This is a genomic window from Stenotrophomonas muris (assembly GCF_052751275.1).
The window spans coordinates 724,854-750,045 of record NZ_CP199879.1; the positions used below are offsets into that span (position 1 = coordinate 724,854).

The following is a 25,192-nucleotide window of genomic DNA, read 5'->3' on the forward strand; positions in this document are numbered from 1 at the left end:
CGGCGGGGCCTGCTGGAAGACACCGATGCGCAACGATCCCTTTTCCCGTTCGCCGCAAGGCCCGCAGCGGCGCGGCCTGTTCGGCAACATCCGCTGGTGGGTGCTGCTGCTGGCGGCGGGCTATGCGGTGTTCTACTGGTTCTCCAATCGCACGGTCGATCCCTACACCGGCGAGAAGGTGATGATCGACAGCAGCCTGGATGCGCGCCAGGAGACCGCGCTCGGGCTGCAGGCCTACCAGCAGATCCTGTCGCAGGAACGGCCGATGGATCCGAATGCGCCGATCGCGCGTGATGTGCGCGACATCGCCCAGCGCCTGATCGCCAAGGTGGACGTGGTGGAGACCGCGCTGGCACAGGAGCACGGCGTGCAGCCGGCGCATTTCGCGCGGGATTTCCAGTGGGAAGTGAATGTGATCCCGTCCGAGCAGGCCAATGCGTTCTGCCTGCCGGGTGGCAAGATGGCGGTCTACACCGGCCTGGTGCCGGTGGCGCGTACGCGTGACGCGATGGCGGTGGTGATGGGCCATGAGATCGCCCATGCGCTTCTACGCCATGGTGCACAGCGGATGGCGCAGCAGAAGCTGACCCAGATCGGGCAGATGGCTGGTGCCGCCAGCGGCATGGATGCGCAGCAGCAACAGATGATGATGTCGGCGATGGGCTACGGCTACCTGCTGCCCTATGCGCGCAGCCACGAGACGCAGGCCGATGAAGTGGGGCTGATGCTGGCCGCAGCGGCCTGCTTCGATCCCCGCGAGGCGGTGCCGCTGTGGCAGCGCATGGGCCAGGCCAGTGGCGGCCAGGCGCCGCCGGAGTTCGCCTCCACCCACCCGAACCCGGGTACCCGCATCCAGAACCTGCAGGCGCTGATGCCGAAGGCGCTCGAGTACCGGCAGAAGTTCTGCGAGCAGGCAAAGTAGGGGGAGGGGCGGCAGGGCTTGTAGCCCTGCACCCGCGGTAGGTAGTGCCGGCCGCTGGCCGGCAGCAGCAACAGCGGAAGCGGGTTTCCTGAGGGATGGCGGGGTGGGTCCGGTTGCGGGAGACGCCGTAAACCCTTCCATGGGGGCTTGGCCGCGGCATCCATGCCGCGGACACTCCCGCAACCGGACCCACCCCGCCTTCGACAGTTTGCTGCGGTCTGTGGGAAATGCTCTTGGGGTCAGATCCGTTTTCCGTAGGAAAACGGATCTGACCCCGAATTGATTCGATATCTGACAGGATCTACCGTGTCGACCAAGCTCGACACCTACCAACAGTCATCGGAATCTGTCAGAGGTGGGGCGGTGTGGCTGTGCAGGACCGTTGGCGCCATGGATGGCGCCATCGAGCCCCAGGGATGGGTTTACGGCGCGTCCTGCACAGCCACACCGCCCCGCCATCCCGCGGAATGCCAGCTTTGGCTGTTGCTTCGGCTGTTGCTTGAACGCTTCGGCAGGTGCAGGGCGCAGCCCTGCCGAACGCCCCTTACTTGACCTGTACGTCGATCACGCCGTCGCCGACGCGGGCCTGCAGGGCGTCACCGGACTGTACCTGATCAAGCTTTCGCACCAGCGTACCGTCATCGCTGCGGGTCAGGATGCTGTAGCCACGCGCCACGGTCGCCAGCGGGCTGACTGCTTCAAGTGAACGCGCCAGTCCGCGCAGTCGCAGTGCATCGCGCTCCAGCAGGCGCTGCATCGCGGCCTGCGGCCGCCCGCGCAGGGCAGCCAGACGGCGCTGCATCGCATCGAGCTGGCGCTGCGGATGGTGCCCGCGCAGCACTGCCGCCGCATGACGCAGGCGCGCGGCGCGACGCTCCTGCTGCTGGTTGAACGCCGCATGCAGGCGCCGGCCCAGATCCAGCTGGCGTCGGCGCAACAAGTCCAGCCGCGCCTGCGGGCTCTGGGCGTTCAGGCGCAGCAGGGCGCGGTCGGCGCGCTGCATCGCCTGCTGCATCGCATGCCGTTGCAGCTGCACCATGCGCGCGGCCGTGCGGCGCAGGCGCAGGGCCAGTTCGCGCTGGTCGGGTACCAGCAGTTCAGCTGCCACCGAAGGCGTCGGTGCACGCAGGTCGGCGGCGAAGTCGCTGAGGCTGAAGTCGGTTTCGTGGCCGACCGCCGAAACCACTGGGGTGTGGCTGGCGGCGATCGCACGGGCCAGGGCTTCGTCATTGAAGGCCCACAGGTCTTCCAGCGAACCGCCGCCGCGGGTCAGCAGGATCACGTCGTAGCGACCACTGGCATCGGCCGCCTGCAGCAGGCGGGTGATCTGCGCGGCGGCGCTGCTGCCCTGCACCAGGGTCGGCAGCAGGTCGACTTCCAGCAGCGGGAAACGGCGGCCGAGCACGCTCAGCACATCGCGCACGGCGGCGCCGGTCGGCGAGGTGATCACTGCCAGACGTTGTACATGCGCCGGCAGTGGCCGTTTGCGCGCCGGGTCGAACAGGCCCTCGGCCTCCAGCCGTGCCTTCAGTTCCTCGAAGGCGCGGCGCAGTGCGCCTTCGCCCGCCTCCTCCATGTGGTCCAGCACCATCTGGTACTCGCCACGGGCGTCGTACAGGGTCACCTTGCCGCGCACCAGCACGCGCATGCCTTCGCGCGGCACGAACTTCAGGTACTGCGCCTTCATCCGGAACATTGCGGCGCGCAGCTGCGCACGCGCGTCCTTCAGGGTGAAATACAGGTGACCGGAGGCAGGACGCGCCACGCTGCCCAGTTCGGCCTCGACCCAGATCGCCGGGAAACTGCCTTCCAGCAGGTCGCGGGCCAGGGTGTTGAGCTGGCTGGGGGTGAAAATGTCGTTGTTGCGTGGCTGCATGGGAACGGCGTGCTGCGGGTGGAGCGGGGGCTCAGGATCGCACGTCAGCGCGCCGTGTGCTGGCCCAGCGCCCACTGCACGTGTTCACGCACCAGCGGCGAGGGATCATCGACGCGGGTCTGCAACGCGGCCAATGCTTCGGCCGAGGACGGTGCGTTGCCCAGTGCCACGGCGATGTTGCGCAGCCAGCGCTCGTGCCCGCTGCGGCGGATCGGGCTGCCCTCGGTGCGGCGCAGGAACTCGGCCTCGTCCCAGGCGAACAGCTGGTCCAGGCGCGCGGTATCGAGGTTGTTGCGCGCGCGGAAATCGGCTTCGTCGGTGCGCTTGGCGAACTTGTTCCAGGGGCAGACCAGCTGGCAGTCGTCGCAGCCGTAGATGCGGTTGCCGATCAACGGACGCATGTCTTCGGGAATGGCGCCGTCGTGCTCGATGGTGAGGTAGGAAATGCAGCGCCGCGCGTCCAGCCGCTGCGGGCCGGTGATGGCCTGGGTCGGGCAGACATCGATGCAACGCGTGCAGGTGCCGCAGTGCGCCGTGGCCGGCGTGTCGATCGGCAACGGGATGTCGATGTAGATCTCGCCGATGAAGAACCATGAACCGCCATGGCGGTCGATCAGGCAGGTGTGCTTGCCGATCCAGCCGAGGCCGGCGTTGCGCGCCAGTGCGCGTTCCAGCACGGGGGCGGAATCGACGAACACGCGGTAGCCCAGTGGCGCTACTTCGTCGTTGATCTGCGTCGCCAGCTTCTGCAGGCGGTTGCGCATCAGCTTGTGATAGTCGCGGCCCAGCGCGTAGCGCGCCACGTAGGCGCGGCCCGGGTCGGCCAGGGTCGCCCAGGCTTCGGTGTCGTCCTTGTGGCTGTAGTCCATGCCCACTGAAATCACGCGCACGGTGCCGGGCAGCAGCTCGGCCGGTCGCGCGCGCAAGGTGCCGTGGCGCGCCATCCAGTCCATCGTGCCGTACAGGCCCTGGCCCAGCCAGTCGGCCAGGTGCGCTTCATCCTCGCCCAGTTCGATACCGGCGATGCCGCAGCGCTGGAAGCCATGCGCACGCGCTAGGTCGCGGATGCGCTGCACGGCCTGGACCGGATCGACAGGGGTGGGGGCGGGGGACATGTGCACCAGTATAAAATCCCTGCATGGCCAACCTTGCCGATCTGTTCGATTCCGCTGCCGCGCGTGCGCTTGATGCGCAGGCCTCGGCGTTGGCCGCCGACGGCGGCTGGGGCCTGATGGCGCAGGCCGGCCAGGCCGCCTGGCAGTGCCTGCTGCAGCATTGGCCCCAGGCGCGGCGGATCGGCGTGGTGGTCGGCGCTGGCAACAATGGGGGCGATGGCCATGTGCTGGCCCGTCACGCGCTGCAGGCCGGGCGCGAGGTGACAGTGATCGCCCTGCCGGGCAGGCCGCCCTCGACCGCGCTGGCACAGCGTGCAGCATCTGAATTCAGGTCCGGCGGCGGCACCATCACCGATTTCGACGGCATGCTGCCCGAGGCCGACGTCTGGGTCGATGCCCTGTTCGGGCTGGGCTTTGATCGCGCGCCGGAGGGTACGGCGCAGGCGTTGATTACCGCGCTCAACGCGCAGACTGCGCCGGTGCTGGCGCTGGATGTTCCCAGTGGCGTCGATGCCGACCGTGGGGCGGTGCCGGGCGTAGCAGTGCGCGCTGCACTGACCCTGCAGTTCATCGTGGCGCATCGCGGGCTGTATTCCGGCGATGCGCTGGATCATTGCGGGCACAAGGTCCTGGCGCCCCTGCTGTTGCCTGCGGCGGCCTGGCAAGGCGTGGTACCCGCTGCGGAGCACTGGACGCAGGTGAGGTTGCGGGCCCTGTTGCCACCGCGCCGCGCCAATACCCACAAGGGCGAATCCGGGCACGTGCTGTGCGTCGGCGGCAACCATGGCAGCGGCGGTGCCATCGCGATGGCGGCCGAAGCCGCCTTGCGCGCGGGTGCGGGGCTGTTGAGCCTGGGCACCCGCCGCGACCACGTCGGTCCACTGCTGGCCCGGTTGCCCGAGGCCATGACCCATGCACTGGAAGATGGCGATGTGCTGCCGGCGCTGCTGGACAAGGCGAAGGTGGTGGCGATCGGGCCCGGTCTGGGCCAGGACGAATGGGCACGCGCCTTGTTTGCGCGGGTGCTGGCCAGCAACAAGCCATTGGTGGTCGATGCGGACGCCCTGAACCTGCTGGCGCAGGATCCGCGCGCGTTGCCCGATGCCATTCTCACACCGCACCCGGGCGAGGCCGCGCGCCTGCTCGGCTGCAGCACGGCTGAAATCCAGGCCGACCGCTACACCTGTGCGCACATGCTGGCCGAGCGCTTCCATGCCGTGGTGGTGCTGAAGGGCGCTGGCAGCATCGTGGCAGCGCCTGGGCAAACGCCCCGGTTGATCGCTGCCGGTAACCCAGGGATGGCCGTGGGAGGCATGGGCGACCTGCTCACCGGCATCATCGCCAGCCTGCGCGCGCAGGGCCTTGCGGCCTTCGATGCCGCGGCCGCGGGCGCGCTGCTGCATGCGCTGGCGGGCGATGCAGCTGCCGCCGATGGCGCGCGCGGCCTGCTTCCTACTGATCTGCTGGCGCCGCTGCGGCGACTGGCCAACCCGGACCTCTCCCCATGACCGAATTCTTCCTTGCCGACAGCGACGCCACCGAACTGCTCGGGCAGTGGCTGGCGGCCACCCGGCCGCCGCAGGCGCTGATCGAACTGCGCGGCGACCTGGGTGCCGGCAAGTCCACCACGGCCCGCGCGCTGCTGCGCGCGCTGGGCGTGCAGGGCGCGATCCGCAGCCCCACCTACACCCTGGTCGAGCGCTATCCGCTGGCCAGTGGCGGCGAGGCGTGGCACCTGGACCTGTATCGCATCGGCCAGGCCGGTGAGCTGGATTTCCTCGGCCTGGACGAGGGCAGCGCGGTGCTGTGGCTGGTCGAATGGCCGGAACGGGGCGCCGGCGCGCTGCCGCCGACCGACCTGGTGGTGGCGCTGGAGATCGAGGGGCAGGGACGACGCGTCCGTCTCACTGGGGCCAGCGACGTAGGACATGAATGGCTGGAACGGTTGCCGCAAGGGGGCGACTTGCAGGCCATTTCTGTCGGCTGACGAGAACAAAGACCGGCAGGTTACGGATTATTAAGGAAAAAAGTGTTGCATTCCGTTCAGCGCGGTGATTGAATCCTGAGCCATGCGCCCGGGGAACCGTCTCATCGCCATCTGTGCCGCCGTCGGACTGGGTCTGGCGAGCGTCAGTACGTGGGCGGGTGAAGTCCGACAGGTCCTGCTGAACACCGGCGCTACCGGCACCCGTGCCGAGATCTCGCTGGTCGGCAGTGGCGGCTACAAGACCCTGTCGTTGGCCGGCCCGAACCGCCTGGTGGTCGATTTCCCCGACTCCAGCGCCATACGCAACCTGAAGATGCCGGCCGCGCAGGGCGTGGTCACGGCGGTGCGTACCGGACAGCCGGTCCCGGGCACGTTCCGCGTCGTTTTCGACCTCGCCGAATCGGTGGCGCCGTTCCGCCCGCAGATGCAGCGCGAGGGCAATGAATCCAAGCTGGTGATCGAATGGCCGGGCGATGGCCCGGCCGTGGCCAGCAGCCGCCCGGCGGCGACGCCAGCCGTGCAGCCGCAGGCGCCCGCGGCGGGAGCTGCACCAGTACCGACTCCGGCCGAGAGCGCGCAGTCGCGCACCGATGCCGCGCGTGCCACGGCCCTGCTGACCGCACAGGTACAGCAGCAGGCCAGCGCCACTGCCGCCGCACCGGCCACGCCGACCCCGGCACCGACCACCGCGCCGGCCCAGGTTGCTGCGGCCGGTGTCACCGCCAGCAGCACGCCGTCGTCCTCGCCGGCCGCGATCCTCGCCGGCCAGCGCACCGCAGCGGTGGTGACCACGCCGCCGGCCACCGTGCCTACACCGGCACCGACGCCGGTGGAACCGCCGCGTCCTGTCATGCCCAGCGATGCGTCGCGTATCCGCATGCAGGCCGGCATGCGCCACCTGGTGGTGGCGATCGATCCCGGACACGGCGGCCAGGACCCGGGTGCGATCGGCCCGACCGGCAAGCGCGAGAAGGATGTCACTCTGGCAGTGGCGCGCGAGCTGGCCCGCCAGGTCAACGCCACGCCAGGCCTGAAGGCCTACCTGACGCGCGACAGCGACGTGTTCATTCCGCTGCCGATGCGTGCGCAGAAGGCGCGTGCGAACAAGGCGGACATCTTCATCTCGATCCATGCCGACGCGGCCGAAAACCGCTCGGCCACGGGCTCATCGGTCTACGTGCTGTCGACCAAGGGCGCCTCTTCGCAGCGCGCCCGCTGGCTGGCGGACAAGGAAAACGCGGCCGACCTGGTCGGTGGCGTGCGCCTGCAGCAGACCGAAGGCACCCTGGCCAACGTGCTGCTGGACCTGGCGCAGAGCGGCTACATGAAGGCGTCCGAAGACGCGGCCGGCCACGTGCTGGGCGGCCTGAAGCGGATCGGCAACAACCACAAGCCGAACATCGAGCGCGCCAACTTCGCGGTGCTGCGCACCTCGGACATGCCGGCGATGCTGGTGGAAACCGCGTTCATCTCCAATCCGGATGAAGAACGCCGCCTGATGGACCCGGCGTACCAGCGCAAGATCGCTGGCGCCGTGCTGGACGGCGTGCACACCTTCTTCAGCCGCCAGCCGCCGCCGGGGACGTTGTATGCGGCCCGCGCCCAGGCCGAGATCGACGCGGCCGGCACCATGGCCGGCGGCAGCAAGTAAGCCGCCGAAGGCGGGTTGCTGCTTTCCGTAGAGTCGAGCCGCGCTCGACTGGGCCTTGTCGGTAGCCCGCAGTCGAGCATGGCTCGACTCTATCCTCGGCAGCTCCGCTATCATCGACCCATGAAGTCTGCCGCCCATCACCTCCCATGAGCGCGCCCGGTCCGCGCCCGATCCGGCCGTTGCCGGAGATCCTCATCAACCAGATCGCCGCTGGCGAAGTGGTCGAACGGCCCGCGTCGGTGGTCAAGGAACTGGTCGAGAACGCGATCGATGCCGGCGCCAGCCGCGTCGACATCGATCTGGAAGAGGGCGGTGTGCGCCTGATCCGCATCCGTGACAATGGCAGCGGCATCGCACCGGAGCAGCTGCCGCTGGCGGTATCGCGCCACGCCACCAGCAAGATCGCCGACCTGGACGATCTGGAATCGGTGGCAACGCTGGGGTTCCGCGGTGAAGCGCTGCCTTCGATCGCCTCGGTCAGCCGCTTCACCCTGGCCTCGCGCCGCGCGCATGACGAGCACGGTTCGGCGTTGCAGATCGAAGGCGGCAAGATCGGCGAGGTGACCCCGCGCGCGCACGCGCCGGGCACCACGGTGGAAGTGCGCGAGCTGTTCTACAACGTGCCGGCGCGGCGCAAGTTCCTGCGCGCCGAGCGCACCGAACTGGGCCATATCGAAGAGTGGCTGCGTTCGCTGGCGCTGGCACGGCCGGATGTCGAGCTGCGCGTGTCGCACAACGGCAAGGCCTCGCGTCGTTACAAGCCGGGCGATCTGTATTCCGATACACGCCTTGCCGAAACGCTGGGCGAGGATTTCGCCAACCAGGCCGTGCGCGTGGACCACAGCGGTGCCGGACTGCGCCTGCATGGCTGGATCGCGCAGCCGCATTATTCGCGCGCGAGCGCCGACCAGCAGTACCTGTACGTCAACGGTCGCTCGGTGCGTGACCGCAGCGTCGCCCACGCAGTGAAGATGGCCTACGGCGATGTGCTGTACCACGGCCGCCAGCCGGCCTATGTGCTGTTCCTGGAACTGGATCCGACCCGCGTCGACGTCAACGTGCACCCTGCCAAGCACGAAGTGCGCTTCCGTGATTCGCGGCTGGTCCATGATTTCGTCTACCGCACGCTGAAGGATGCGCTGGCCGATACCCGCGCCGGCATGTCGGCGCAGGAGATCGGTGCCGGTGCTGCGCAGCCGGTGGATGCCACGGCCATGCCGATGGCATCGAGCGCAGGCGCGTCGGGATTCGGGCTGGTGCGTGGGCCCGCGCCGGGTGCCGGCTCGGGAGGTGGTGGTGGCGGATTCTCCGGATGGCGCCCGCAGCAGCCGCTGGGCCTGCAGGTGGCCGATGCACCGGCTGCCTATGCCGCGCTGTATGCCGCACCGGCCGGCGCCGAGCGCGGTGCTGCGCTGCCGCCGATGCCGACCGAGAACGGACTGCCGGTCACCAGTGCCGACGCAGGCGTGCCGCCGCTGGGCTATGCGATCGCGCAGCTGCATGGCATCTACATCCTGGCCGAGAACGCCGAAGGCCTGATCGTGGTCGACATGCATGCGGCCCACGAACGCATCGGCTACGAGCGCCTGAAGAACGCGCACGATGGCATCGGCCTGCAGTCGCAGCCGTTGCTGGTGCCGATCACGCTGGCAGTGGGCGAGCGCGAGGCCGACACCGCCGAGAGCGAAGCTGAAACCCTGGCGGCGCTCGGCTTCGAGGTGACCCGTGCCGGGCCCGGTTCGCTGCACGTGCGCAGTATTCCGGCATTGTTGGCGCATGCCGAACCGGAAGGGCTGCTGCGCGACGTGCTGACCGACCTGCGCGAGCATGGCCAGAGCCGCCGCGTGGCCAGTGCACGCGACGAACTGCTTTCGACCATGGCCTGCCACGGCGCGGTGCGTGCCAACCGGCGCTTGACCCTGCCGGAAATGAACGCGCTGCTGCGCGACATGGAAATCACCGAACGGTCCGGCCAGTGCAACCACGGCCGACCGACCTGGGCCCGTTTTTCGCTGGCGGAGATCGACCGCTGGTTCCTGCGCGGACGTTGAGGGGAGCATCGATGCGTTATCGGGGAATGGCGGGCCTGCTGGCCGCCGTGGTGTTGGCCGCCTGCAGCCCGGCAACACCGCCGGTGCCGACGGCCGCTGAAGATCCGGCCTACGCGGCCGCGCAGCAACAATGGCGTGTAGCGCGCTACCAGGACCTGACCCGGCCCGATGGCTGGACGGCGCTGGTGGGCCTGCACTGGCTGCAGAACAAATCGCATTTCGTTGGCAGCGGCGCTACCAACGGCATCCGCCTGACGGTTGGCCCGGACAAGCTGGGCCTGCTGCGTCGCGAAGGGGCGCAGTGGTGGTTCACGCCTGAAGCCGGTGTCGATGTCAGTCATGATGGCCTGCCGGTGCGCGGCCGCATCCGCGTTGACACCGACAAGGACGCGCAACCGACGCTGCTGGCCTTCGATGGCGGCAAGGGCCAGCTCAGCATCATCCGCCGGGGGCCGCGGGACGCGCTGCGGGTCAAGCATGCCGATGCGCCTGCGCGGCGTGACTTTGCCGGCCTGCAGTACTGGCCGGGCGGCGTGGACTGGCAGGTGCAGGCGCGCTTCATCGCGCACCCGCCGGGCAAGACCCTGCCGATCGTCGACATCACCGGCCTGACCACCGAGATGCCCAATGCCGGCGCGGTCGAGTTCGAACGCGATGGTCGCAGCTGGCGGCTGGAAGCGATCGGTGCGCCCGGGCAGCCGCTGTTCCTGATCTTCGCCGACCGCACCAGCGGCCGCGGCAGCTATCCGGCCGGTCGCTACCTGGATACCGATGCGCCCGCCGCAGACGGCACCGTGCGCATCGATTTCAACCATGCCTACAACCCGCCGTGCGCGTTCACCGCCTACGCCACCTGTCCGCTGGCGCCACCGGAAAACCGGCTGGACCTGCACGTGGAAGCGGGCGAGAAGGCGTACCACCTGCCTGAAGGAGAAGGCTGACCATGCCGATCAAACACCTGTTCCGTGCCGCGCTGCTGATGGCGGCGTGCGCGATGGCACCCCTGGCCACTGCCCGCGATGCGCCGGGCACCACGGCTGCGGCCGCGACCGCCGCGGCGGCCAAGCCGCCCGTACCGCTGTTGTGGAAAGTCACCGGCCCGGGCGATGCACGCGTCTACCTGCTGGGGTCGTTCCACCTGCTGAAGCCGCAGGACTACCCGCTGTCGCCCGATGTTGAGCAGGCGTTCGAGGCCTCGCAGCGGGTGGTGTTCGAGCTGTCGCCGGAAGACATGCAGTCGCCGCAGCTGGCCAGCCGCATGGTGCAGGCCGCGACCCGCACCGATGGCAGCGAGCTGAAGCGTGATCTGGATGCGCCGACCTGGCAGAAGCTGCAGGCCTTTGCTGCCCAGAACCAGCTGCCGCTGGCGCAGATGCAGGGCATGAAGGCCTGGTTTGTCGGCCTGAGCATTTCGGTCGGGCAGATGCAGAAGCTGGGCCTGGACCCGGCGCTGGGCCTGGACCGTCACTTCATGGAGCGTGCGCAGAAGACCGGTCGCAAGACGGCGGGCCTGGAGGACATCGATACCCAGATCGGCATGCTTGACGGGATGACGGTGCAGGAGCAGCGGCAGATGCTGGCCGAAGCGCTGGACCAGGCCGGCAAGGCCGATGAGCAGGCGCGGCTGCTGCATGATGCATGGCGTCGCGGCGACGAGCGCCTGCTGTGGACCAAGATGGCGGCGGAGATGCGCCAGCAGTATCCGCAGCTGTACCAGCGCATCAACACCGGGCGCAACGATGCCTGGGTGCCGAAGCTGCAGCCGTACCTGCAGGCCGGGCAGGGCGGTACGCTGGTGGTGGTCGGCACGCTGCACCTGCTGGGCAGTGATGGCGTGGTCGAGAAGCTGAAGGCCAAGGGCTACAAGGTCGAGCGCGTGTGCACGGGGTGCAAGGCGCAACGCTGACGCATCGTTGGCGCGATGCCAAACAGAACGGCGCGCCAGGGGCGCGCCGTTTTCGTATCAGCCGTAGCTGCCGTTCAGCGGCGGGTCTTGCCGCCGGTGCCGGTGCCCGGTTCGCCGGGCTTGTTGCCGGTGCCGGTTCCCGTTCCGGTACCGCCGGGGCGCGGGCCACCGAAACCGCTGCCCATGCTGCGCTGGAACTCCTGCCACAACTCCAGGTTGCGCTCGGTCAGCTGGTTCATCATCGCCCACGGGGTCTGGCCCAGCAGGTTGCCCATCTGCTGGCGGAACTGCTGCTGCTGGTCGAGGAAGACCTGCATGCTGCGCTCCAGATAGTTGCCCATGAAGCCCTGCAGGGAATCGCCGTAGAAGCGGATCAGCTGGCTCAGCAGCTGGGTGGACAGCATCGGTTCGCCGTCCTGTTCCTGGTCGGCGATGATCTGCAGCAGGACCGATCGAGTGAGGTCGTCGCCGCTCTTGGCGTCGCGGACTTCGAAGTCTTCACCATCCAGGATCAGCTGGCGCACGTCCTCGATGGTGATGTAGCTGGAGATCTCGGTGTCGTAGAGACGGCGGTTCGGATACTTCTTGATGATGCGGGTCGCAGCCATGAAGCGGTACTCGTCACAGTAGACGCGCAGCATGGCGCAGTGCAGCAGCGGTTGCAACCGCCCCAGCCCCCGCCAGGCTTGGCTTTCAGGGGCGATCATGTTGCGCAACAAGGGTTTGCGTGCTGCGCAGCATGACCATCGGCAGGGGCCGCCGGTGCATGCCGCGGCGCCCCGTGCGCGGCTCACCAGCCCATGTGGTGGCCGCCGTTGATGTCCAGGTTGCTGCCGGTGATCCACGAGGCTTCCTCGGCCACCAGGAAGGACACGCCATAGGCGATTTCTTCCGGCTTGCCGAGGCGTCCGGTCGGGATGTCGGCGATGATCTTGGCGCGCACGTCCTCCGGAACCGCCATCACCATGTCGGTGGCGACGTAGCCGGGCGAAATGGTGTTGACAGTGATGCCGAAGCCGGCGTTCTCGCGGGCCAGCGAGATGGTGAAGCCGTGCATGCCGGCCTTGGCCGCAGCGTAGTTGGCCTGGCCGTACTGGCCCTTCAGGCCGTTGATCGAGCTGATCTGGATGACCCGGCCCCAGCCGCGGCGGCGCATGCCCTCGATGACCGGCCGGGTGACGTTGAACACCGAGTTGAGATTGGTGTTGATCACATCGTGCCACTGGTCCGCGCGCATGCGGTGGAAGGTGGTGTCACGGGTGATGCCGGCGTTGTTGACCAGGATCTCGACCGGGCCCAGCTCGGCCTCGACGGCGCGCACGAGTGCTTCGGCGCTGTCCGGATCGGAGACATCGCCCGGGAAGATCGCCACGTGGTAGCCGCGCTCGGTCATCGCCTGCTGCCAGGCGCGGGCCTTGGCCTCGTCGCGGTAGTTGGTGGCGACCCGGTGGCCCTGGTCGGCCAGGCGTTGGCAGATGGCGGTACCGATGCCGCCGGTTCCGCCGGTGACCAGTGCGACGCGAGATGTCATGGAGTGCTGTCCGGGTATCAGGTGGGGGAAGGGGGATTCTGCAACATCGGCGCGGAAAGTGCGCCGGCCGGCAACAGGATGTCGGTCCGCGGCAGCCGCGCCGGGTCGAACGCCCGTTGCGCAGCCTCCAGCAGCGCATCCCGGTCATCGGCGCCGTCCAGTGCGGCAGGCGCCTGGCCCAGCAGCTGCCAGAGCGCGCGCAATACCGGCACCGGCCGCGTGCTGTCCACCGGCAGCGACGCCAGCGACTTGGACAGTTTGTGCCCCGGTGCATCGAGCAGCAGCGGCAGGTGCCAGTAGCGTGGCACGGCCAGGCCCAGCGCCTGCTGCAGCAGGATCTGCCGCGCGGTGGAATCGAGCAGGTCGGCGCCGCGCACCACTTCGGTCACGCCCTGTTCGGCGTCATCGACCACCACGGCCAACTGGTAGGCCCAGCAGCCATCTGCACGGCGCAGCACGAAGTCGCCAACCTCGGCATGCACGTCCTGGTGCTGCGGCCCGCGCAGGCCATCATTGAAGTGCACGATGCTGCCGCGTGGCACGCGGAAGCGGACGGCAGGGTCCGGTCGTGGCTGTCGCGCAACGCAGCGGTGGTGGATGCCGCCGCTGGCGGCCAGTTCGCTGCGGCTGCAGTGGCAGACAAAGGCCAGATCGCTGGCCAGCAGCACGTCGAGCGCGGCTTGGTAGGCCTCCCCGCGCGCGCTCTGCCACAGGACCGGGCCGTCATGGGTGAGGCCGAAGGCGGCCAGCGCCTGCAGTTGTGCCTCCGCGGCGCCAGGCACCGTGCGCGGCGGATCGACGTCTTCAATGCGCAGCCGCCACAGGCCGCCGTGATGGCGGGCGAGCAGCCAGCTGCCGAAGGCGGCAAGCAGGGATCCGGGGTGGAGCAGGCCGGTCGGCGAGGGCGCGAAGCGGCCGCAGGAAATGGGGGAGGTCATGCTGGCTGAATCGTCGGTCAGGTTGGCGCTTGAATTCAAGCTGACCACACCGCAAATTGACTGGTATCGACCCCTTCCGAGCCGGATTTTCCCATGTTTACCCGCATTGCCCTGTTCCTGGCGACCAACTTCGCGGTCCTGATCCTCGCCAGCATCGTGATGTCGTTGCTGGGGGTCAATCCGAGCCAGATGAGTGGCCTGCTGGTCATGGCCGCGATCTTCGGCTTCGGTGGCTCCTTCATCTCGCTGCTGCTGTCCAAGTGGATGGCCAAGCGCTCCACCGGTGCGGTGGTGATCACCGAGCCGCGCAACCAGACCGAGCGCTGGCTGCTGGCCACCGTCGAGCGGCAGGCCAAGGCGGCCGGCATCGGCATGCCCGAAGTGGCGGTCTATGACGGCCCGGAGATCAATGCCTTCGCCACCGGTGCCAACCGCAACAACGCGCTGGTGGCGGTGTCCACCGGCCTGCTGCACAACATGAGTGAAGACGAGGCCGAAGCGGTGCTGGGCCACGAGATCGCCCACGTCGCCAACGGTGACATGATCACCATGGCACTGCTGCAGGGCGTGTTGAACACCTTCGTGATCGTGCTGGCCCGCGTGGTCGGCGGCATCATCGACAGCGCGCTGTCGGGCAACCGCGAAGGCGGCGGCCGCGGCTTCGCCTACTACATCATCGTGTTCGTGCTGGAGATGGTGTTCGGCCTGTTCGCCACGATGATCTCGATGTGGTTCTCGCGCCACCGCGAGTTCCGTGCCGATGCGGGTGGTGCCTCGCTGGCGGGCCGCCAGAAGATGATCGCCGCGCTGGAGCGCCTGCAGCTCAACCACGGCCAGAGCACGCTGCCGACCCAGATTGCCGCCTTCGGCATTTCCGGTTCGACGGCCAAGAAGCTGTTCATGAGCCACCCGCCGCTGGAAGAGCGCATCGCCGCGCTGCGGGCGTCGACGGCGGCGTAAGCCACCGCTCCACGGTAGTGCAGGAACGCCTGGCCCCGCGCCGGGCGTTTTTGTTTGCGCGATGCATTGCTGATGCCGGATCGTGCCCGGCGGATCGTTTCCGCGCCTGCGGGGAGGTGTCACTTTCTTTGCTCGTGCAAAGAAAGTAACCAAAGAAACACGCCGCCGGGGCGCGAGCCGTCGCTGCGCGACGGTTCCCTGTGCTTCTCGGCGAATCAGGGGACGGCGCCGAACTCGCTGCGCTCAGACACCGGCGCCTCTTCGCCCCAGATTCCCCTGCGATGCTCGGCTCGCTCAAGGCGGACTGGAAGATCAAGATCAAGATCAAGAACAACAGCATCCACACGTGGCGTGGATTTACTGGGTGCAGCTGTGGCATTTGACCTTGGGTCCGCCTTGAGCGAGCCGAGCACCGCAGGTCCGGCGAGGGCGAAGAGGTGCGGGTGTCTGAGCGCAGCGAGTTCCCGCACCGTCCCTCGACGGGCCGAGGAGCGCAGGGTACCGATGCGTAGCATCGGCTCGCGCCCTGGCGGCGTGTTTCTTTGGTTACTTTCTTTGCACGAGCAAAGAAAGTGACACCCCTCCGCGGTCGCGGAAACGACTCTCCGTGCGCACAAACGAAAACGGCACCCTCGCAGGTGCCGTCTCCATGAAGCGCTTTACGCGAAACCTCAGAACTTCGCGTCGAACTCCGCCGCATAACCGGTGTTGACCAGCACCTTCTGCAGCGACTCGGCCACCTTCAGGTTGCCGGCCACGATCTGGTGGGTCTCCGGGCCACGGTTGTCCATGCGGCCCAGGGTCGCGCCCTTGAAGTCGCAGACCTTGCCACCCGCCTCGCGGACCAGCAGCAGGCCGGCGGCGATGTCCCACGCCTTCACGCCGGCTTCGAAGTAGGCGTCGGCGCGGCCGCAGGCCACGTAGGCCAGGTCCAGTGCGGCCGAACCGGTGCGGCGGATGTCCTCGCCGTGCACCAGCAGGGCGTCAACCGCCTTCAGCTGGGCGCTGGCACGGCTGCGCTCGCGCGGTGCGAAGCCGGTGTGGATCATCGTGCCTTCCAGGTCCTTGCGATCGGCCACGCGGATGCGGCGGTCGTTCAGCACGGCGCCAGCGCCACGGCTTGCGGTGAACAGTTCATTGCGCAGCGGGTCGAAGATGACCGCATCGGTCGGTTCGCCATTCTCGACCAGGGCGATCGACACGCAGTAGTGCGGCACGCCGCGCAGGTAATTGCTGGTGCCGTCCAGCGGGTCGATGACCCACATCTGGCGGCGCTCGCCCTGCACGCCACCTTCTTCGCCGAAGATGCCGTAGTCCGGGTAAGCGCGCTTGAGTTCCTTGACGATGACCTTTTCCGCGTCCGCATCCACTTCGCTGGCGTAGTCCATCCGGCCCTTCTGCACCACGTTCAGTGCCTCGAGCTTGTTGATGTTGCGCAACAGGACGTTGCCGGCGAGGCGGGCGGCCTTGACCATGACGGTGACGGCGGGTTTCTGCATGGCGTGGGCTCCCGGAAAGGCAGAAGAGATGGACTGGCGGGGGAAAAGAGCGGGTCCGGCGCAGTGGCCGGCCGCACAGTTTACCATTGGTCATCGTCCAGCTCGACCTTTTCCCTGTTCATGTCCCAGTTTCCCGCCGCCACCCGCCTCCGATTCGTCCTGGTCGGTACCCAGCACCCCGGCAACATGGGCGCTGCCGCCCGTGCCCTGAAGACCATGGGCCTGGCCCGCCTGGTGCTGGTCGCCCCCGAAAAACCGCTGGACGAGGAGGCTTTCCGCCGCTCGGCCGGTGCCGAAGACGTGCTGGGGGACGCCCCGGTGGTGGCCACCCTGGCCGAGGCCGTGGCCGATTGCCGACTGGTGCTGGGCTGCACCGCCCGTGCCCGCCGCGTCCAGCTGGAGGAGTACCTGCCGGCCGATGCCGCCGCCCGTGCGGTGGCCAAGGCGGGCGAGGGCGCCGAGGTGGCGCTGGTGTTCGGTCGCGAGCGCACCGGGCTGACCAACGAGGAACTGCAGCTCTGCCATGCGGCGGTGCATATTCCATCCGACCCGGCGTTCAGCTCGCTCAACCTGGCAGCCGCGGTGCAGGTGCTGGCCTATGAAACGCGCATGCAGCTGCTGGGCGCGCAGCCGGCCGCCGACGCCGAGCCGGGTTTCCGCGAACAGGCCGCCAGCCATGAGCAGATGGAGAGCTTCTTCGCCCAGCTCGGCGACACCTTGGACGAGATCGATTTCCACAAGGGCCGCGCACCGGAATCAGCGATGCGCAAGCTGCGCCGCCTGTTCCTGCGCAGCGAGCCGAGCGAGCAGGAAGTGCGCCTGTTGCGCGGCATCCTGGCCGACACCCAGCGCATGGCGCGACTGGCACAAGCGGGCAACAAGGACAGCTGACGACGTTCTCATTTTTTCGGGTAGTCTGTCCGGATACCCAGGGGGGATGAAGCCTGTGTCGGGTCTGCGAAGGGCAGTGCAGAGGGGACTGCTGAGCCTGGTCATGATCCTGCTGGCCGGGACGGTGCATGCAGCACCGGACCCGGTGCTGGTGCTGGGCCGGATCAGCGATGATCCCAAGGCCCATTACGAGCAGCTGCAGCCGTTGCTGGACTATGTGGTGGCACGCATGCATGACGTCGGCATCAAGGAGGGGCGGATCCTGATGGCGCGCGACCCGCAGCAGATGGCCAGCTATCTGCGGCGGGGGCGGGTCGACTGGGTCACGGAAACGTCGGGTACGGCAGTGGCACTCGGCCAGCGCAGTGGCGCGCGGCCGTTGTTGCTGACCGAGCGCAATGGTGTGCGTGAGTACCAGACCGTGTTCTTCGTGCGCCGCGACAGTCCGGTCCAGCGCATCCAGGATATGCGTGGGCATCGCCTGGCGTTGCAGAACACGGCGTCCACCAGTGCCTACCTGGTGCCGGTGATGACGCTGCTGCAGGAGGGGCTGGCGCCGCAGATCCTGGCCGGCGTGTGGGACATGCCGGGCCGGGACAGTGTGGGGTATGTGTTCGCGCGCAGCGAGTTGAACATCGCTACGTTCGTGCACAAGGGCGTGGTTGACGTGGGGGCGGTGAGCAGCGTGGACTGGAACGACGAGCGACGGATGCCGGCGGCATTCCGGCGCGACTTCCGCGAGCTGCTGCGCACCAGGCCCTACCCGCGGGCGGTGGAGATGGTGCGCGCCGACCTCGACCCGCGGGTGCGTGACCGGCTGCAGGACGTCCTGCTGCAGGCGGCCAGTGACCCGCAGGCGCAGGGGGCGTTGCATCGGTTTTTCGGTACTTCCGGTTTCCACCGCGTCGATGCGCATGCGCAGCAGCGGCTGGATGAATTGAAACAAGGATTGACGCGCGTGCGGATGGAAGTGGAATGAAGTGGCTCGGCTCGGGAATGCAGGCCCGGTTCCTGCTCGCGATGGGCGGGGCGATGGTCGTGGTGGTGGCGATCCTGGCAGTGTTGCTGGGGCGGCAGGCGGCGATGCAGGGCGAGGTGCGCAACCTCAGTGGTGGCGTCATCCATGAACTGTTCGACCGCAGCGTGCGCAGCCGCGGCGAAGCGATGGCGCGCGAGCTGTCCGACGCGCTGGCCAACCCGTTGTACTACCGCGACCTGGACCAGGTCGGTGCGCTGGTGCGCAGCACCGCACGGCAGCCGGTCGTGCGCTATGTGCTGGTGTTCGACGACCGTGGCCGGCTGGTGCATGACGGCTCGATCGAGGTGTCCGGCTTCGGCCAGCCGATGGCCGACCCGCTCGCTCCCAAGGCCGCGGTGGCGCAGGCGCTGGTGGTGCAGGAATCGCCCAAGGTGCTCGACAACACCATGCCGATCATGGTCGGCAACCAGCGCATCGGCGGCGTCCGCGTCGGCATGGCGCTGGACGAGGTGCAGCAGCGCGAACAGGCAGCCAATGCCACGCTCGGCGAGCGCCTGCAGCAGGTCGGCAGCCGCCACCTGGGCTGGCTGCTGCTGATGCTGGGCCTGCTGGTGGTGATCGGCGTGGCGGTGATCCTGTACGTGCAGCGCACCCTGGTGGCGCCGATCCGGGACCTGGCCGCTGCGGCACGCCGCATCGAGGCTGGCGACTACCAGGCGCCGCTGGCCGAGAACACCCGCAATGACGAGGTCGGCGAGCTGGTGCGCGGCTTTGCCCGGATGCGCGATTCCATCGCCCGCCATGACCGCGAGGTGCGGCGCATGGCCTATACCGATGCGCTGACCGGGTTGACCAACCGGCTGGCGTTCCGGGAAGCACTGGACCATCGCCTGATGGCGGCGCGCGCATCCAATCATCGGCTGGGCCTGCTGTTCGCCGATATCGACGACTTCAAGCGCGTCAACGATACCCTCGGCCATGAGGCCGGTGACGAAGCGCTGTTGCAGTTCGCACAGCGCATCGGGCGCGCGGTTGCCGAAGCGGGAGGCGATGAGGCGCTGCTGGCCCGCTTCGGCGGCGACGAGTTCGTGATCCTGGTCTGCGATGGCGACGTGGCCGCGAACGCCCGGCTGCTGGCCGAGGTGCTGGTGCGCGAACTGGGCAAGCCGCTGGTGGTACAGGGCAGGGAGCTGTTCCTGGGGACCTCGATCGGCGTGACCCTGTTCCCGGACGATGCCGCCGATGCGACCACGCTGCTGAAGAACGGCGACATCGCCATGTACCAGGCGAAGATGGCCGGCAAGAACTGCTACCGCCATTACAGCCGGGCGATGGACCATGCGGTCGAGCGCCGCGTGCACATGGAGCAGGAGCTGCGCGGGGCCTGGGAGCGCGGCGAGCTGCGCCTGGCCTACCAGCCGATCTTCCGCATGCGCGACCGGCGCATGGTGGGCGTCGAAGTGCTGCTGCGCTGGCAGCATCCGACCCTGGGCACGATTCCGCCGTCGGTGTTCATCGAAGTGGCCGAGCAGAGCGGGCTGATCGAGATCATCGGCCCGAAGGTGCTGCGTGCGGCCTGCATGGAAGCCTCGCAGTGGCCACGGGGTGCGGGCGGCGACGATCTGTTCGTGTCGGTGAACGTATCACCGCGGCAGCTGCGCGGCGGCGAGCTGCCGGCGCTGGTTGCACAGTGCCTGCATGAGTCCGGGCTACCGGCCTCGCGCCTGCACCTGGAGCTGACCGAAACCGCAGTGATCGGCGACGAGATGGTTGCCGCGCAGCTGCTGGACAAGCTGCACCGCACCGGCGTGAAGGTCTGGCTGGATGATTTCGGAACGGGCTTCTCCGGTCTCAGTCACCTGCGCCAGGTGCCGGTGGACGGCGTGAAGATCGACAAGAGTTTCGTGGCCGACATGCAGCGCGATCCCGACGATCTGGCACTGACCACGGCCATCATCGCCATGGCCCACGCGCTGGGCATCACGGTGGTGGCCGAAGGCATCGAGCAGCAGGCGCAGTTCGAACTGCTGGTGCAGCGCGGCTGCGATCTTGGCCAGGGCTACTGGCTGAGCCACCCGGTGACTGCCACCGAAGTGGTGCGGATGATCGAATCGGGTCTCTGACCGACGGTTGTTGTGTCGGGGTCAGATCCCTTTTCCGCAGGAAAAGGGATCTGACCCCCTGCGGAATTACACCGGGCGCTTGCTCGGGTCGCCGGGCAGTTCGCGCACCAGCTTGGGGATCAGGTAGCCGGACAGGCGTGCGGTCAGGCCGGCAATCAGCGCCTTGGCCTGGCTGTCGTCCACTTCGAAGTGGGCCACGCCCTCGACCCGGTCCAGCTGGTGCAGGTAATAGGGCAGCACGCCGGCGGCGAAGCTGCGCTCGCTCAGGTCCTGCAGGGCCCGCACACTGTCGTTGACCCCGCGCAGCAGGACGGCCTGGTTCAGCAGCTGGGCGCCGACGCCGCGCAGGCGGCTCATCGCAGCGTCCACGCTGGCGTCGAACTCATTGGCATGGTTGGCGTGGACCACGATCGCCAGCGGCCACGGCAGGCTGCCCAGCCAGGCCAGCAGCTCCTCGTCCACGCGCTCCGGCAGCACGATCGGCAGCCGGGTGTGGATGCGTAGGCGGCGGATGTGCGGGATCGCGCGCAGCGCATCGGTCAGCTCGGCCAGCTTGTGCGTGGCCAGTGACAGCGGGTCGCCGCCGGACAGGATGACCTCGTCGATGTCCGGGTCGGCCGCGATGGCCGCTACGGCCTCCTGCCAGCCGCCCTTGGCGGCGTTTTCCGCGGCATAGTCGAAGTGGCGGCGGAAGCAGTAGCGGCAGTTGATCGCGCAACTGCCGGTGGCGACCAGCAGGGCGCGTCCACGGTACTTCTGGATGACGCCGGTGGCCTTCCTGGCGGCACCATCACCCACCGCATCGAAACTGAACCCGGGTGCCGGGCGCATTTCCTCGTCGACGGGCAGCACCTGGCGCAGCAGCGGGTCGGCCGCGTCGCCCACGCGCATGCGCGCCACGAAGCCCTCCGGCACGCGCAGCGCGAACTGGGCAATGGCCGCCTCCGAGACACCCAGCGCGGCCGGGTCCAGCTGCAGCCGGGCCAGCAGGGCGTGCGGGTCGCGCAGCGCCTGGCGCCAGAGCTGCTGCCAGCGCGCGGGCGCGCCTGGCGACTGGGGCCGGGGGACGGCGGAAAGCTGCATGGAGAGGGGGCCTGCGGTTATCATGGGGGCAGAAAAACAGTCGCCCACCGGCACCCGGTGGGCTTTCCATTCTAACGGCTCGCCGCACCCGCGGCGTTTTTGCCACTCAGGAGTTTACGCATGGCCAGCTACGGCATGAACGACGTCAAGAACGGGATGAAGATCCTGGTCAACAACCAACCGGCCGTCATCATCGACACCGAATACGTCAAGCCGGGCAAGGGCCAGGCCTTCACCCGCGTGAAGTACCGCCTGATCAAGGACGGCCGTACCCAGGAAGTGACCATGAAGTCGACCGACTCGCTGGATGCAGCCGACGTCGTCGATACCGACATGAACTTCATGTACAGCGACGGTGAGTACTGGCACTTCATGGACCCGGAATCCTTCGAGCAGGTCCAGGCCACCAAGGCCGGCATGGGCGGCGCCGAAAAGTGGCTGAAGGGCGAAGAGTCCTGCGTGGTCACCCTGTGGAACGGTGAGCCGATCTTCGTGCAGCCGCCGAACTTCGTCGAACTGAAGATCACCGAAACCGATCCGGGCGTCCGTGGCGACACCTCGGGCGGCGGCGGCAAGCCGGCCACCCTGGAAACCGGCGCCGTGGTCCGCGTGCCGCTGTTCGTCAACCAGGACGAAGTGATCCGCGTCGACACCCGTTCGGGCGAATACTCCGCACGCGTCAAGTAAGGTTCCGGCCATAGGCCGACCTTGCGGTAGTGCCGGCCGCTGGCCGGGTACGCGCCAGCACATTCGCGCTGGCGCTCCCATGATCTGCTTCGGCAGATCATGGGCCCCGCTTCACGGGTCTCCAGACCCCGCCGCTTCGCGGCAGCCCCTTACTCAGGGGCGTGTCCCCAGAAGTATCTCGCCGCCCCCACAGCCAGTGAGCCCGCATGAGCGATAGCCCGCACCTCCCCGAAGCCTGCGACCTGCTCATAGAAGCCGGTTACGTCGTTCCGATCGAGCCGCATGCGGTGGTGCTGGAAGACCATGCCGTTGCCGTGCGTGGCAGCGAGATCGTGGCCATCCTGCCGCGTGCCGAGGCGCGCGCACGCTTCCGCGCCACCCAGGTGGTGAGCCGACCCGAGGCTGCGCTGATGCCGGGCCTGGTCAACGCGCACACGCACAACCCGATGACCCTGCTGCGCGGCGTTGCCGACGACCTGCCGCTGATGACCTGGCTGCAGCAGCACATCTGGCCGGTGGAAGCGGCGGTGATCGGCCCCGAATTCGTTGCCGACGGTACCACCCTGGCCATCGCCGAGATGCTGCGCGGCGGCACCACCTGCGCCAACGAGAACTACTTCTTCGGCGACGTGCAGGCCGCGGTCTACAAGAAACACGGTTTCCGCGCGCTGGTGGGCGCGGTCATCATCGATTTCCCCACCGCCTGGGCCAAGACCGACGACGAGTACTTCGCCAAGGCCGGTGAACTGCACGACCAGTGGCGCACCGATCCGCTGATCGGCACCGCGTTCGCGCCGCATGCGCCTTACACGGTCAATGATGCCAACTTCGAGCGGGTGCGGATGCTGTCCGACCAGCTCGACATGCAGGTGCACCTGCACACCCACGAGACCGCGCAGGAAATCAACGATTCGATCAGGCTGCACGGCCAGCGCCCGCTGGCGCGGCTGGATCGGCTCGGCCTGGTCAACGACCGCCTGATCGCGGTGCACATGACCCAGCTGACCGATGCGGAAATCCACCTGTGCGCCGAACGTGGCGTCAGCGTGGTGCATTGCCCGGAATCCAACCTGAAGCTGGCCTCCGGTTTCTGCCCGGCCTGCGCCCTGCAGCGCGCAGGCGTGAACCTGGCGATCGGTACCGATGGCTGCGCCAGCAACAACGACCTGGACATGTTCAGCGAGAACCGCACCGCGGCGATCCTGGCCAAGGCCGTGGCCGACGACGCCACTGCACTGGACGCGGCAACCACGCTGCGCGCGTCCACGCTGGGTGGCGCACGCGCGCTGGGCTTCGGCGACCGCATCGGCTCGATCGAAGTCGGCAAGCAGGCCGACCTGGTCTGCGTTGATCTGTCCGCGCTGGAAACACAGCCGCTGCACAACGTGCTGTCGCAGCTGGTGTACGCCACCGGCCGCCAGCAGGTCAGCGATGTCTGGATCGCCGGCAAGCCGAAGCTGGTGCAGCGCGAGCTGGTCGGCATGGACCTGCCGGGCATCATCGCCAACGCGCGCCAGTGGCGCGAGCGCATCCGCCATATCCGCGCCTGAACCCTGGCGCCGCAAGGACATCCCCCATGACTGCCCCCCACGCTTCCTCAAATTTCGATCAGGCCGAGCTGGACAAGTTCGCTGCGCTGGCCAACCGCTGGTGGGACGCTGACGGCCCGCAGAAGCCGCTGCATGCGCTGAATCCGGTGCGCCTGCAGTACGTGGCTGACCGCGTGCCGCTGCGCGGCGCCCGCGTGCTCGACATCGGCTGCGGTGGCGGCCTGTTGAGCGAAGCGCTGGCCCAGGCCGGTGCTGACGTCACCGCCATCGACCTGGCCCCGGAGCTGGTCAAGGTCGCGCGCCTGCATGCGCTGGAAAGCGGCGCCCAGGTCGATTACCGGGTGCAGGCGGCCGAGGATCTGGCCGCCGAGCAGCCGGGCAGCTTCGACGTGGTCACCTGCATGGAAATGCTGGAGCACGTGCCGGACCCGGGCGCGATCATCGAGGCCTGCAAGCGCCTGCTGAAGCCGGGCGGCCACCTGTTCCTGTCGACCATCAACCGCACCGCCGCCGCGTTCGCGGTGGCGATCGTCGGCGCCGAGTACGTGGCGCGCCTGCTGCCCAAGGGCACGCACCACTACCAGGAATTCATCAAGCCGGCCGAGCTGGCGCGCTGGCTGCGCGAGGCCGACCTGCAGCTGGTGGATGTCAGCGGCATGGCCTACGAGCCGTGGCGCAACCATGCCCGCCTGAGCAGCCGCACCGACATCAACTACCTGGCCTACGCGGTCAAGCCGGCATGACCGCCGCCCGCTTCCCGCGTGCGGTGCTGTTCGATCTGGACGGCACCCTGCTGGACAGCGCGCCGGACTTCATCGCCACCTGCAACGCGATGCTGGCCGAGCGTGGTCGTGCGCCGATCGATCCGGCGGTGCTGCGCCCGGTGGTCTCCAAGGGCTCGCGCGCGATGGTCGGGGCCGCTTTCCCGGACCTGGATGCCGCTGCGCGAGATGCACTGATTCCGGAATTCCTGCAGCGCTACGAAGCGCTGATCGGCCAACACGCGGTGCTGTTCGATGGCGTGGCCGGCATGCTTGCCGCGCTGGATGACGCCGGCACCGTATGGGGCATCGTCACCAACAAGCCCGAGTACCTGGCGCGGCTGATCCTGCCGCAGCACGGCTGGCAGCAGCGCTGCGCAGTGCTGGTCGGCGGTGACAGCCTGGCCGAGCGCAAACCTCACCCGCTGCCGCTGCTGCACGCTGCGCAGGCCATTGGCGTTGCCGCCGAAGACTGTGTGTACGTGGGTGACGACGAGCGCGACATCACCGCCGCGCGGGCCGCGGCCATGCCGTCGGTGGCAGCCCTGTGGGGCTACCGCCTGCACAACGACGATCCGCTGGCCTGGCAGGCCGACGTGCTGGTCGAGAACGCTGAACTTCTGCAACTGGCCAGTCTCTGGCCGACCCGGCCGGCAGCCCCGGCCCAGCCGTAAGGAATGGT

At 68.3% G+C, this 25,192-nt stretch carries 22 protein-coding genes; 15 read left to right on the plus strand and 7 right to left on the minus strand.

The features are described from left to right. Nucleotides 1–25: 25 nt before the first annotated feature. Nucleotides 26–922, plus strand: a complete 897-nt coding sequence (locus tag ACUVWL_RS03150) for a M48 family metallopeptidase (RefSeq protein ID WP_005417787.1) — start codon at nucleotides 26–28, stop codon at nucleotides 920–922. 544 nt (nucleotides 923–1,466) lie between these two features. Here the strand turns inward: ACUVWL_RS03150 and xseA are convergent. Together xseA and queG are read right to left on the minus strand one after the other, a co-directional pair. Further along, nucleotides 1,467–2,798, minus strand: a complete 1,332-nt coding sequence (gene xseA, locus ACUVWL_RS03155; RefSeq protein WP_046431756.1) for an exodeoxyribonuclease VII large subunit — start codon at nucleotides 2,796–2,798, stop codon at nucleotides 1,467–1,469. A gap of 44 nt (nucleotides 2,799–2,842) precedes the next feature. Continuing rightward, nucleotides 2,843–3,913: a tRNA epoxyqueuosine(34) reductase QueG gene (queG, locus tag ACUVWL_RS03160; protein WP_046431754.1), complete on the minus strand. Its 1,071-nt coding sequence runs from the start codon at nucleotides 3,911–3,913 to the stop codon at nucleotides 2,843–2,845. Between the two features lie 23 nt (nucleotides 3,914–3,936). Between queG and ACUVWL_RS03165 the strand changes: the two genes are divergently transcribed. The 6 genes from ACUVWL_RS03165 to ACUVWL_RS03190 all read left to right on the plus strand — a co-directional run bounded on the left by ACUVWL_RS03165 (nucleotide 3,937) and on the right by ACUVWL_RS03190 (nucleotide 11,508). Beyond that, the gene (locus tag ACUVWL_RS03165; RefSeq protein WP_414612006.1) at nucleotides 3,937–5,421 is read left to right on the plus strand and encodes an NAD(P)H-hydrate dehydratase; all 1,485 of its coding nucleotides are present in this window, start codon (nucleotides 3,937–3,939) and stop codon (nucleotides 5,419–5,421) included. Next, nucleotides 5,418–5,900 (plus strand): tRNA (adenosine(37)-N6)-threonylcarbamoyltransferase complex ATPase subunit type 1 TsaE, encoded by a 483-nt coding sequence (tsaE, locus tag ACUVWL_RS03170; RefSeq protein ID WP_049405932.1) that lies wholly within the window; start codon nucleotides 5,418–5,420, stop codon nucleotides 5,898–5,900. Before ACUVWL_RS03165 ends, tsaE begins: the two co-directional genes overlap by 4 nt. Before the next feature lie 82 nt (nucleotides 5,901–5,982). Continuing rightward, nucleotides 5,983–7,551, plus strand: coding sequence for an N-acetylmuramoyl-L-alanine amidase (locus ACUVWL_RS03175; RefSeq protein ID WP_032956153.1), 1,569 nt, complete (start codon nucleotides 5,983–5,985; stop codon nucleotides 7,549–7,551). Between the two features lie 146 nt (nucleotides 7,552–7,697). After that, nucleotides 7,698–9,602, plus strand: coding sequence for a DNA mismatch repair endonuclease MutL (mutL, locus tag ACUVWL_RS03180; protein WP_049442405.1), 1,905 nt, complete (start codon nucleotides 7,698–7,700; stop codon nucleotides 9,600–9,602). Between the two features lie 11 nt (nucleotides 9,603–9,613). After that, nucleotides 9,614–10,543 (plus strand): DUF1684 domain-containing protein, encoded by a 930-nt coding sequence (locus ACUVWL_RS03185; protein WP_445978808.1) that lies wholly within the window; start codon nucleotides 9,614–9,616, stop codon nucleotides 10,541–10,543. A 2-nt stretch (nucleotides 10,544–10,545) separates the two neighbouring features. Continuing rightward, entirely contained in the window at nucleotides 10,546–11,508 is a 963-nt protein-coding gene (locus tag ACUVWL_RS03190) for a TraB/GumN family protein (RefSeq protein WP_329768320.1), read from the plus strand. A 74-nt stretch (nucleotides 11,509–11,582) separates the two neighbouring features. On the opposite strand, the gene phaR is transcribed toward ACUVWL_RS03190, so the two are convergent. The 3 genes from phaR to gluQRS form a co-directional block, all read right to left on the minus strand. Continuing rightward, a complete protein-coding gene (phaR, locus tag ACUVWL_RS03195; RefSeq protein WP_041864232.1) occupies nucleotides 11,583–12,116 on the minus strand; it encodes a polyhydroxyalkanoate synthesis repressor PhaR in 534 nt (177 codons plus the stop codon). Between the two features lie 182 nt (nucleotides 12,117–12,298). Further along, nucleotides 12,299–13,039 carry a beta-ketoacyl-ACP reductase gene (gene phbB, locus ACUVWL_RS03200; RefSeq protein ID WP_014647808.1) on the minus strand — a complete coding sequence of 247 codons (741 nt, stop codon included), beginning with the start codon at nucleotides 13,037–13,039 and terminating at the stop codon, nucleotides 12,299–12,301. A 17-nt stretch (nucleotides 13,040–13,056) separates the two neighbouring features. Beyond that, nucleotides 13,057–13,977 carry a tRNA glutamyl-Q(34) synthetase GluQRS gene (gene gluQRS, locus ACUVWL_RS03205; RefSeq protein WP_041863637.1) on the minus strand — a complete coding sequence of 307 codons (921 nt, stop codon included), beginning with the start codon at nucleotides 13,975–13,977 and terminating at the stop codon, nucleotides 13,057–13,059. Nucleotides 13,978–14,070: 93 nt separating this feature from the next. On the opposite strand from gluQRS, the gene htpX reads away from it, so the two are divergent. Next, on the plus strand, nucleotides 14,071–14,937 hold the full coding sequence (gene htpX, locus ACUVWL_RS03210; RefSeq protein ID WP_014647806.1) for a protease HtpX: 867 nt from the start codon (nucleotides 14,071–14,073) through the stop codon (nucleotides 14,935–14,937). Between the two features lie 671 nt (nucleotides 14,938–15,608). On the opposite strand, the gene ACUVWL_RS03215 is transcribed toward htpX, so the two are convergent. Beyond that, nucleotides 15,609–16,436 (minus strand): inositol monophosphatase family protein, encoded by an 828-nt coding sequence (locus ACUVWL_RS03215; protein ID WP_005417749.1) that lies wholly within the window; start codon nucleotides 16,434–16,436, stop codon nucleotides 15,609–15,611. 120 nt (nucleotides 16,437–16,556) lie between these two features. Here ACUVWL_RS03215 and ACUVWL_RS03220 point away from each other — a divergent pair, with 120 nt between their 5' ends. From ACUVWL_RS03220 to ACUVWL_RS03230, 3 genes are all read left to right on the plus strand, one after another. Next, complete coding sequence (locus ACUVWL_RS03220) at nucleotides 16,557–17,327, plus strand: RNA methyltransferase (RefSeq protein ID WP_032956141.1); 771 nt, start codon at nucleotides 16,557–16,559, stop codon at nucleotides 17,325–17,327. A gap of 103 nt (nucleotides 17,328–17,430) precedes the next feature. Further along, the gene (locus ACUVWL_RS03225; protein ID WP_227864238.1) at nucleotides 17,431–18,306 is read left to right on the plus strand and encodes a phosphate/phosphite/phosphonate ABC transporter substrate-binding protein; all 876 of its coding nucleotides are present in this window, start codon (nucleotides 17,431–17,433) and stop codon (nucleotides 18,304–18,306) included. Next, a complete protein-coding gene (locus tag ACUVWL_RS03230) occupies nucleotides 18,303–20,429 on the plus strand; it encodes a putative bifunctional diguanylate cyclase/phosphodiesterase (RefSeq protein WP_445978809.1) in 2,127 nt (708 codons plus the stop codon). Before ACUVWL_RS03225 ends, ACUVWL_RS03230 begins: the two co-directional genes overlap by 4 nt. 66 nt (nucleotides 20,430–20,495) lie before the next feature. Here ACUVWL_RS03230 and epmB read toward each other — a convergent pair whose 3' ends face one another. Further along, nucleotides 20,496–21,536 (minus strand): EF-P beta-lysylation protein EpmB, encoded by a 1,041-nt coding sequence (gene epmB / locus ACUVWL_RS03235; RefSeq protein ID WP_445978810.1) that lies wholly within the window; start codon nucleotides 21,534–21,536, stop codon nucleotides 20,496–20,498. A gap of 96 nt (nucleotides 21,537–21,632) precedes the next feature. On the opposite strand from epmB, the gene efp reads away from it, so the two are divergent. The 4 genes from efp to ACUVWL_RS03255 all read left to right on the plus strand — a co-directional run bounded on the left by efp (nucleotide 21,633) and on the right by ACUVWL_RS03255 (nucleotide 25,184). Continuing rightward, nucleotides 21,633–22,199, plus strand: coding sequence for an elongation factor P (gene efp / locus ACUVWL_RS03240; protein ID WP_005410381.1), 567 nt, complete (start codon nucleotides 21,633–21,635; stop codon nucleotides 22,197–22,199). A gap of 206 nt (nucleotides 22,200–22,405) precedes the next feature. Beyond that, the gene (locus ACUVWL_RS03245) at nucleotides 22,406–23,749 is read left to right on the plus strand and encodes a TRZ/ATZ family hydrolase (RefSeq protein ID WP_014647801.1); all 1,344 of its coding nucleotides are present in this window, start codon (nucleotides 22,406–22,408) and stop codon (nucleotides 23,747–23,749) included. 26 nt (nucleotides 23,750–23,775) lie between these two features. Beyond that, nucleotides 23,776–24,492 carry a bifunctional 2-polyprenyl-6-hydroxyphenol methylase/3-demethylubiquinol 3-O-methyltransferase UbiG gene (gene ubiG / locus ACUVWL_RS03250; protein WP_014647800.1) on the plus strand — a complete coding sequence of 239 codons (717 nt, stop codon included), beginning with the start codon at nucleotides 23,776–23,778 and terminating at the stop codon, nucleotides 24,490–24,492. Further along, nucleotides 24,489–25,184, plus strand: coding sequence for a phosphoglycolate phosphatase (locus ACUVWL_RS03255; protein ID WP_445978811.1), 696 nt, complete (start codon nucleotides 24,489–24,491; stop codon nucleotides 25,182–25,184). Before ubiG ends, ACUVWL_RS03255 begins: the two co-directional genes overlap by 4 nt. The last annotated feature ends 8 nt before the right edge of the window (nucleotides 25,185–25,192 follow it).

Coding starts and splice junctions, on each gene's coding strand:
- ACUVWL_RS03150 (WP_005417787.1), top strand. CDS start 26: ATGCGCAACGATCCCTTTTCCCGTTCGCCGCAAGGCCCGCAGCGGCGC.
- xseA (WP_046431756.1), bottom strand. CDS start 2,798: ATGCAGCCACGCAACAACGACATTTTCACCCCCAGCCAGCTCAACACC.
- queG (WP_046431754.1), bottom strand. CDS start 3,913: ATGTCCCCCGCCCCCACCCCTGTCGATCCGGTCCAGGCCGTGCAGCGC.
- ACUVWL_RS03165 (WP_414612006.1), top strand. CDS start 3,937: ATGGCCAACCTTGCCGATCTGTTCGATTCCGCTGCCGCGCGTGCGCTT.
- tsaE (WP_049405932.1), top strand. CDS start 5,418: ATGACCGAATTCTTCCTTGCCGACAGCGACGCCACCGAACTGCTCGGG.
- ACUVWL_RS03175 (WP_032956153.1), top strand. CDS start 5,983: ATGCGCCCGGGGAACCGTCTCATCGCCATCTGTGCCGCCGTCGGACTG.
- mutL (WP_049442405.1), top strand. CDS start 7,698: ATGAGCGCGCCCGGTCCGCGCCCGATCCGGCCGTTGCCGGAGATCCTC.
- ACUVWL_RS03185 (WP_445978808.1), top strand. CDS start 9,614: ATGCGTTATCGGGGAATGGCGGGCCTGCTGGCCGCCGTGGTGTTGGCC.
- ACUVWL_RS03190 (WP_329768320.1), top strand. CDS start 10,546: ATGCCGATCAAACACCTGTTCCGTGCCGCGCTGCTGATGGCGGCGTGC.
- phaR (WP_041864232.1), bottom strand. CDS start 12,116: ATGGCTGCGACCCGCATCATCAAGAAGTATCCGAACCGCCGTCTCTAC.
- phbB (WP_014647808.1), bottom strand. CDS start 13,039: ATGACATCTCGCGTCGCACTGGTCACCGGCGGAACCGGCGGCATCGGT.
- gluQRS (WP_041863637.1), bottom strand. CDS start 13,977: ATGACCTCCCCCATTTCCTGCGGCCGCTTCGCGCCCTCGCCGACCGGC.
- htpX (WP_014647806.1), top strand. CDS start 14,071: ATGTTTACCCGCATTGCCCTGTTCCTGGCGACCAACTTCGCGGTCCTG.
- ACUVWL_RS03215 (WP_005417749.1), bottom strand. CDS start 16,436: ATGCAGAAACCCGCCGTCACCGTCATGGTCAAGGCCGCCCGCCTCGCC.
- ACUVWL_RS03220 (WP_032956141.1), top strand. CDS start 16,557: ATGTCCCAGTTTCCCGCCGCCACCCGCCTCCGATTCGTCCTGGTCGGT.
- ACUVWL_RS03225 (WP_227864238.1), top strand. CDS start 17,431: ATGATCCTGCTGGCCGGGACGGTGCATGCAGCACCGGACCCGGTGCTG.
- ACUVWL_RS03230 (WP_445978809.1), top strand. CDS start 18,303: ATGAAGTGGCTCGGCTCGGGAATGCAGGCCCGGTTCCTGCTCGCGATG.
- epmB (WP_445978810.1), bottom strand. CDS start 21,536: ATGATAACCGCAGGCCCCCTCTCCATGCAGCTTTCCGCCGTCCCCCGG.
- efp (WP_005410381.1), top strand. CDS start 21,633: ATGGCCAGCTACGGCATGAACGACGTCAAGAACGGGATGAAGATCCTG.
- ACUVWL_RS03245 (WP_014647801.1), top strand. CDS start 22,406: ATGAGCGATAGCCCGCACCTCCCCGAAGCCTGCGACCTGCTCATAGAA.
- ubiG (WP_014647800.1), top strand. CDS start 23,776: ATGACTGCCCCCCACGCTTCCTCAAATTTCGATCAGGCCGAGCTGGAC.
- ACUVWL_RS03255 (WP_445978811.1), top strand. CDS start 24,489: ATGACCGCCGCCCGCTTCCCGCGTGCGGTGCTGTTCGATCTGGACGGC.